5 protein-coding genes are annotated in these 8,150 nt (G+C 70.1%); 4 read left to right on the top strand and 1 reads right to left on the bottom strand.

All coding sequences use genetic code 11. The features are described from left to right. Positions 1 to 128 precede the first annotated feature (128 nt). On the bottom strand, positions 129 to 2,873 hold the full coding sequence (polA, locus tag ACTWP8_RS37905; protein ID WP_443326597.1) for a DNA polymerase I: 2,745 nt from the start codon (positions 2,871 to 2,873) through the stop codon (positions 129 to 131). Between the two features lie 181 nt (positions 2,874 to 3,054). On the opposite strand from polA, the gene ACTWP8_RS37900 reads away from it, so the two are divergent. The 4 genes from ACTWP8_RS37900 (at position 3,055) to ACTWP8_RS37885 (ending at position 8,092) form a co-directional block, all read left to right on the top strand. Further along, positions 3,055 to 5,394, top strand: coding sequence for an FdhF/YdeP family oxidoreductase (locus ACTWP8_RS37900; protein ID WP_443326596.1), 2,340 nt, complete (start codon positions 3,055 to 3,057; stop codon positions 5,392 to 5,394). A gap of 65 nt (positions 5,395 to 5,459) precedes the next feature. After that, the gene (locus ACTWP8_RS37895; RefSeq protein ID WP_443326595.1) at positions 5,460 to 5,933 is read left to right on the top strand and encodes a PaaI family thioesterase; all 474 of its coding nucleotides are present in this window, start codon (positions 5,460 to 5,462) and stop codon (positions 5,931 to 5,933) included. Between the two features lie 22 nt (positions 5,934 to 5,955). Next, complete coding sequence (locus ACTWP8_RS37890; RefSeq protein ID WP_443326594.1) at positions 5,956 to 6,582, top strand: hypothetical protein; 627 nt, start codon at positions 5,956 to 5,958, stop codon at positions 6,580 to 6,582. Between the two features lie 271 nt (positions 6,583 to 6,853). Then, positions 6,854 to 8,092 carry a branched-chain amino acid ABC transporter substrate-binding protein gene (locus tag ACTWP8_RS37885; protein ID WP_443326593.1) on the top strand — a complete coding sequence of 413 codons (1,239 nt, stop codon included), beginning with the start codon at positions 6,854 to 6,856 and terminating at the stop codon, positions 8,090 to 8,092. Positions 8,093 to 8,150: the final 58 nt, after the last annotated feature.

The following is an 8,150-nucleotide window of genomic DNA, read 5'->3' as shown; positions in this document are numbered from 1 at the left end:
GTGGAACAACGAGGGCCTCCTGGGCATCGGTGCAGACTTCGCAATCCACACCGAACCCAGAGGCCCTCACCCCTTTCAAGGACCGCTCAAGGCATGTCGCCTGTCACCAACGTCCCGGGACAGCACAGCTAGTGCGCGGCCGACTCCCAGTCCGCGCCGGAGCCGACGGACACGTCGAGCGGCGCCCGCAGTTCGATCGCGCCGCTCATCTCGCGCCGCACCAGTTCCTCGACCTTGGCGCGCTCTCCGGGCGCCACCTCCAGCACGATCTCGTCGTGCACCTGGAGCAGCATCCGCGAGCTCAGCCCCTCCCGCGTCAGGGCCTTGTGGACGCGCAGCATCGCGATCTTCACGATGTCGGCGGCCGTGCCCTGGATCGGGGCGTTGAGGGCCATGCGCTCGGCCATCTCGCGGCGCTGCCGGTTGTCGCTGGTGAGGTCCGGGAGATAGCGGCGGCGGCCGAGGATGGTCTCGGTGTAGCCGGTGGCGCGCGCCTCGTCGACGACCCGCCGCAGATAGTCGCGGACGCCGCCGAACCGCTCGAAGTAGGTGTCCATCAGCCCGCGCGCCTCGTCGGGCGAGATGTTCAGCTGCTGCGAGAGGCCGAAGGCCGACAGGCCGTACGCCAGCCCGTAGGACATCGCCTTGATCTTGCGGCGCATCTCCGGGTCGACGTCGGCCTTGGCCACGGAGAAGACCTGGGAGGCGACCGTGTCGTGCAGGTCCTCGCCCGAGGTGAAGGCCTCGATCAGGCCCTCGTCCTCGGAGAGATGGGCCATGACGCGCAGCTCGATCTGGCTGTAGTCGGCGGTGAGCAGGGACTCGAAGCCCTCGCCGACGACGAAGCCGCGCCGGATGGCCCGGCCCTCGTCCGTGCGCACCGGGATGTTCTGCAGGTTCGGGTCCGTGGAGGAGAGCCGGCCGGTCGCCGCCACGGTCTGGTTGAAGGTGGTGTGGATACGGCCGTCGGGCGCGACCGTCTTGATCAGGCCTTCGACGGTGGACCGCAGCCGGGCCTGCTCGCGGTGGCGCAGCATGATCACGGGGAGGTCGTGCTCGGTCTGGGCGGCCAGCCAGGCGAGCGCGTCGGCATCCGTGGTGTAACCGGTCTTGGTCTTCTTGGTCTTGGGCAGGCCCAGCTCGCCGAAGAGCACCTCCTGGAGTTGCTTGGGCGAGCCGAGGTTGAACTCGTGGCCGACGGCGGCGTGCGCCTCCTTTATGGCCTGCTGCACGGCTCCGGCGAACTGCTGCTCCATGCGCTCCAGCCAGTCGCGGTCCGCGGCGATCCCGGCCCGCTCCATCCGGGCCAGCATCGCGGACACCGGCAGCTCCACATTGCGCAGCAGGTCGGCCGCGCCGACCTCCTCCAGCCGCCCGGTGAACGCCTCGCCCAGGTCCAGGACCGTACGGGCCTGGGTCATCAGCGCGTCCTTCTCCGCCTGGTCGTCCGCGCCGAAGGCGAGCTGGCCGTTCTCGGCCGCGGCGGGGGCGAGTTCGCGGCCCAGGTACTCGACGGAGAGCGCGTCCAGGGCGAAGGAGCGGCGGCCTGGCTTGACGAGGTAGGCGGCGAGGGCGGTGTCCATGGTGACGCCCGCGACCGTCCAGCCGTGCTCGGCGAAGACCCGCATCAGGTCCTTGGCGTTGTGCATCACCTTCGGCCGGTCCTGGTCGGCGAGCCAGGCGGCGAAGGCCCGCTCGTCCGCCTCGTCCAGCTCGGCCGGGTCGAACCAGACCGCGGGGCCCGAGCCCAGCGCGAGCGCGATCTCGCTGACACTGCCGCTGCCCAGCGCCCAGGCGTCGACGGTGGCCACGCCGAGCGGCTCCGCGCCGTGCTGCTCCAGCCAGGGGGCGAGCTCGCTCGCGCCGAGCACCTCGCCGTCCACCGCGACGCCCGCGGCCGGCGGGGCTTCGATCACGGTCTCGCCGGGGTCGGCGGCCATGAGCCGGTCCCGGAAGTTCTGGTGCCGGAACTCCAGCGCATCCAGGATCACCGAGAGCGACTGCCGGTCGTACGGAGCGCGCTTGAGGGCGTCCGGGCCCACGGGCAGCTCCACGTCCCGCACCAGCTCCGTCAGCTGCCGGTTGAGCCTGACGGAGTCCAGGTGCTCGCGGAGCTTGTCGCCGACCTTGCCCTTGACCTCGTCGACCCGCTCCACGAGCTCCGCGAAGGAGCCGAACTGGCTGATCCACTTCGTGGCGGTCTTCTCGCCGACGCCCGGGATGCCGGGGAGGTTGTCGGACGGGTCGCCGCGCAGCGCCGCGAAGTCCGGGTACTGCTGCGGGGTGAGGCCGTACTTCTCCTTGAGCTTCTCCGGGGTGTACCGGGTCAGCTCGGAGACGCCCTTGGTCGGGTAGAGAACGGTCACATGGTCGCTGACCAGCTGGAACGAGTCGCGGTCACCGGTGACGATCAGCACTTCGAAGCCCTGGGCCTCGGCCTGGGTGGCGAGGGTGGCGATCACGTCGTCCGCCTCATAACCCTCGATCGCGAAGCGGGTGACGTTCATGGCGTCGAGCAGCTCGCCGATCAGCTCGACCTGGCCCTTGAACTCGTCCGGGGCCTTGGAGCGGTTCGCCTTGTACTCGGCGAACTCCTCGGAGCGCCAGGTCTTGCGGGAGACGTCGAAGGCGACCGCGAGATGCGTGGGCTGCTCGTCGCGCAGCGTGTTCGCCAGCATCGACGTGAAGCCGTAGATCGCGTTGGTCGTCTGACCCGTGATGGTGCTGAAGTTCTCTGCGGGCAGCGCGAAGAATGCCCGGTATGCCAGGGAATGTCCGTCCAGCAGGAGCAGACGGGGCCGTTCCCCCTGCGGGTCCGCCTGCCCGGCGGCGGGAGCGGTCTGTGCGGTCTTCTTCGATGCGTTCTCTGCCACGCCCCCGATCCTGCCACGCCCCACTGACACCGGATGCCCACCGGTTGTGGGCATCCGCTCCACCGTGGTGTGGGCATTCGTTCCGCGGGGCGATGGGGGCGGCCCCCACCGCCCCACGGAACGAATGCCCACAACGGGTTCCCCGTGGCAGGATCGATGCGAGCATCGAGGAGGTCGTGACATGGCAGCGAAACCGCCCTCGGGGGATCCAATCCAGGACGCACCGGAGGTCGCGCCCCCGCCGCACGCCGCCGCCGGGCTCCCCGCCATCGGCCACAGCCTGCGCATCGCCCAGCAGCAGATGGGCGTCCGCCGCACCGCGCTCACCCTCCTCAAGGTCAACCAGAAGGACGGCTTCGACTGCCCCGGCTGCGCCTGGCCCGAGCCGGACAAGCGCCACGCCGCGGAGTTCTGCGAGAACGGCGCGAAGGCCGTCGCCGAGGAGGCGACGCTGCGCCGCGTCACCCCCGACTTCTTCGCCGCGCACCCCGTGTCCGACCTCGCGGCCCGCAGCGGCTACTGGCTGGGCCAGCAGGGCAGGATCACCCAGCCGATGTACCTCGCGGAGGGCGCCGGCCACTACGAGCCGGTGCCCTGGGAGCGGGCCTTCGACATCGTCGCCGAGGAGCTGCACGCCCTGGACTCCCCGGACGAGGCGATCTTCTACACCTCGGGGCGTACGAGCAACGAGGCCGCCTTCCTCTACCAGCTCTTCGCCCGCGAGTTCGGCACCAACAACCTCCCCGACTGCTCCAACATGTGCCACGAGTCCTCGGGCTCCGCGCTCACCGAGACGCTCGGGGTCGGCAAGGGCAGCGTGCTGCTCGAGGACCTCTACCGCGCCGACCTGATCATCGTCGCCGGGCAGAACCCCGGCACCAACCACCCGCGGATGCTCTCCGCCCTGGAGAAGGCCAAGGCGGGCGGCGCCCGCATCATCACGGTCAACCCGCTGCCCGAGGCGGGCATGGAGCGGTTCAAGAACCCGCAGACGCCGCGCGGACTCGCCCGCGGCGGCACCGCCCTCACCGACCTCTTCCTCCAGATCCGGCTCGGCGGCGACCAGGCCCTCTTCCGCGCCCTGAACCGCCTCATCCTCGAAGCGTCGTCCAGTTCCTCCGGAGCGCTCGACGAGGAGTTCATCGCCGAGCACACCCACGGCTTCGAGGAGTTCGCGGCCGCGGCCCGCGCGCAGGACTGGGACGAGACGCTGCGCGCCACCGGCCTGGACCGGGCCGCGATCGACCGGGCCCTGCGCATGGTCCTGGACTCGCGGCGCATCGTCGTCTGCTGGGCGATGGGCCTCACCCAGCACAAGCACGCGGTGCCCACCATCAAGGAGGTCGTCAACTTCCTTCTGCTGCGCGGGAACATCGGCCGCCCCGGCGCCGGGGTGTGCCCGGTGCGCGGGCACAGCAACGTGCAGGGCGACCGCACCATGGGCATCTTCGAGCGGCCCGCGCCCGCCTTCCTCGACGCCCTGGAGAAGGAGTTCGGCTTCGCGCCCCCGCGCGAGCACGGCCTCGACGTCGTACGGTCCATCCGCGCCCTGCGCGACGGCACGGCGAAGGTCTTCTTCGCCATGGGCGGGAACTTCGTCGCCGCCACTCCCGACACCGAGGTGACCGAGGCGGCCGTGCGCCGGGCCCGGCTGACCGTGCACGTCTCCACCAAGCTCAACCGCTCGCATGTGGTCACCGGAGCGCGCGCCCTCATCCTCCCCACCCTCGGCCGCACCGAGCGCGACCTCCAGGCCGCCCCGGACGGGACGAGCAGAGCGCAGTTCGTCACCGTCGAGGACTCGATGGGCATGGTGCACGCCTCGCGCGGCCGCCTCGAGCCCGCGAGCCCCCATCTGCTCTCCGAGCCCGCCATCGTCTGCCGGCTGGCCCGCCGGGTCCTGGGCGGGAACAGCCGCATCCCGTGGGAGGAGTTCGGATACGACTACGCGACCGTACGGGACCGCATCTCCCGCGTCGTGCCCGGCTTCGAGGACTTCGAGACGAAGGTGAGCCGGCCCGGCGGCTTCACGCTCCCGCACGCGCCCCGCGACGACCGCCGCTTCCCCACCGCCACGGGCAAGGCCAACTTCACGGCGGCGCCCGTCACGTACCCGAAGGTGCCGGAGGGCCGCCTGCTGCTGCAGACGCTGCGCTCGCACGACCAGTACAACACCACGATCTACGGGCTCGACGACCGCTACCGCGGCATCAGGAACGGCCGCCGGGTCGTCCTCGTCCACCCCGAGGACGCCCGCGCGCTGGGCCTCGCCGACGGCTCGTACACCGACCTGGTCAGCGAGTGGGAGGACGGCAGCGAGCGCCGCGCGCCCGGCTTCCGCGTCGTCCACTACCCGACGGCCCGCGGCTGCGCCGCCGCGTACTACCCGGAGACGAACGTCCTCGTGCCGCTGGACGCCACCGCGGACACCAGCAATACGCCGGCGAGCAAGTCCCTCGTCGTACGGCTGGAGCGGACGGACGCCGGGGCCCCCGAGACCGGCGTCACTGCACGCACCTGATAGGACGGTGCACACTGCAACGAACACAGCGTTGTGGCGGAGAGTACCGATCGGAGCCGGACCCCATGGGTGAGCAGAGCAGCACGAAGTTCCCGCAGGAGATCCTCGACAAGTGGAACGGCCTCGGTCTCGATCTCCCCGCGCTGTTCTCCGCCGGGCACCTCGGTAACCGTATGGGCCTGCAGATCCTCGAGGCAGCGCCCGAGCGCGTCGTCGGCACGCTCCCCGTCGAGGGCAACACCCAGCCGTACGGGCTGCTGCACGGCGGCGCGTCCGCCGTCCTAGCCGAGACCCTCGGTTCGGTCGGCGCGATGCTGCACTGCGGTCCGCACAAGATCGCGGTCGGCGTGGACCTCAACTGCACCCACCACCGCGGCATCCGCTCAGGGCTGGTGACCGGCGTCGCCACACCCGTGCACCGCGGCCGCTCCACCGCCACGTACGAGGTCGTGATCACCGACGAGCAGGACCGGCGCATCTGCACCGCCCGTCTCACCTGCCTGCTCCGCGACGCCGACAACGCGTCAGGCACCATCTGACCGACCGGACCGGGGGGCCGCGATGACGTCGTACGGGGAGCGCGACGGGGAGCCGGTCCTGGCCGCGCCCGAGCTCCTCGAGGCAGGCGACGAGGCCCCCAGGCTGAGCGAGCGGTGGGCCGCGCTCCCCCACCGCACCCGCCTCGCCGTGCGTGCCGCGCTGGCAGCCGCCCTGCTCGTCGCGGCCGGCGGCTACGCGCTCGCCTCCCGCCCCGGCGCCCCGCCCCCGCCGCCCGTACCGTGGCCGGGGGCGGCCTCGCACATCGGCTACGCCGGTATCGCCGAGGCACCGGACCCGGCGGACCGCAGCGTCGCTTTCGCTCTGCGGGCCGAGGCGACCAAGGGCACACCGGTCACGATCGAAGCGATCCACCAGGGCTACGACACCCTGGAGCTGTCGGTCAGTCCCCGCCTCCCCATCACCCTCAGCTCCGGCCACCCCCGCCGCATCGTCGTCCGGATGACGGTTCTCCGCTGCTCCGGGGTCCCCATCGACGCGCGGCTGCCTTTCCTCGACGTAACACTGCGTAACGATCGCGCAATGCAGGACGTCAGCGAAATACTCGGCGAGGCGTACGCGGATGATCTTTCCCGCTCCCTACGAACGATCTGCGACGCGAGACCCTCGCCGAGCTCGCCTACGTCGTAGGGGAGCTGCACATTTCTAATATCCGGACTCGACAGTCCGTCATGTTTCGTCTGGAATGTCCGTTGCGCTGAGCTACACCAACACCGCGACGCGGCCATTGTCATAACAAGAGCGTCACATCATCGATCCACCTCTGCCCCAGGCCAGCAGACCCGCTTAGAGTCACCGCCAGTCACCGCGCCGGGTACCTCGTACCTGTCCTGTTTCTCTCTCCCGGCGCGACAAACGGCAACCTCCACCGAGGCGGCCGGGCCTGGGGAAAGGACTGATCGTGCGTCACCGTTCCGTGCTCATCATCACCACTGCGGTCACCGCAGGGGCGCTCACCCTCTCCGCCTGCGGTTCGCGCGACGACAACAAGGCAGGCGACGGGGGCAACACCACCGTCGTGATCGGCCTCGACGCACCGCTCACCGGCGACCTGTCCGCGCTCGGCCAGGGCATCAAGAACTCCGCCGACCTCGCGGTCAAGACCGCCAACAAGAACAAAGAGGTCGAGGGCATCACCTTCAAGCTCGAGTCCCTCGACGACGTAGCCAACGCCTCCACCGGCCAGCAGAACGCCACCAAGTTCGTCGGCAACGAGGACGTCATCGGCGTGGTCGGCCCGCTCAACTCCGACGTCGGCCAGTCGATGCAGAAGGTCTTCGCCGACGCCGACCTGGCCGAGATCTCGCCGGCCAACACCAACCCCGAGCTCACCCAGGGCAAGGACTGGAAGGACGGCAAGAAGGTCCGCCCGTTCAAGACGTACTTCCGTACGTCCACCACGGACGCCATCCAGGGCCCGTACGCCGCCCAGTACATGTACAACAAGAAGAAGCTGAAGAAGGTCTTCGTCATCGACGACAAGAAGACCTACGGCGCCGGCCTCGCCGGCACCTTCGCGGACGAGTTCAAGAAGCTCGGCGGCAAGGTCGTCGGCACCGACCACATCAACCCGGACGACAAGGACTTCAGCGCCGTCGCGACCAAGGTCAAGAACGCCGGCGCGGACTTCGTCTACTACGGCGGCGAGTACCCGGCCGGCGCCCCGCTCTCCGCCCAGATCAAGAAGGCCGGGGCCAAGATCCCCACGGTCGGCGGCGACGCGCTCTACAGCCCCGAGTACGTCAAGCTCGGCAAGGCGAACGCCGAGGGCGACATCGCCTCCTCCGTCGGCGCCCCGCTGGAGACCATCGACAGCGCCAAGGACTTCATCAAGAACTACAAGAGCGCCGGGTACAAGGACGGCTTCGACGCCTACGGCGGCTACGCCTACGACTCGACCTGGGCCATCATCCAGGCCGTGAAGGCGGTCGCCGAGGCCAACGACGGCAAGCTGCCCGAGGACATCGACGACGCCCGCAAGAAGGTCACCGAGGCCGTGCAGGACGTCAAGTTCAGCGGCGTCACCGGTGAGGTCGGCTTCGACGAGTTCGGCGACACCACCAACAAGCAGCTCTCCCTCTACGAGGTGAAGGACGGCAAGCACACGCCGGTCCAGAGCGGCGAGTACCAGGCGAGCTGACCCGGGCCAACCGCCCGCCCTGCACGTAACACTACGGCCGCGGGGGGGGGGGGGGGGG

It is taken from the genome of Streptomyces sp. 7N604, assembly GCF_052245475.1.
Taxonomy (GTDB): domain Bacteria; phylum Actinomycetota; class Actinomycetes; order Streptomycetales; family Streptomycetaceae; genus Streptomyces.
The sequence above is the reverse complement of the archived record's forward strand: the minus strand, read 5'-3'. Positions and strand labels throughout refer to the sequence as shown.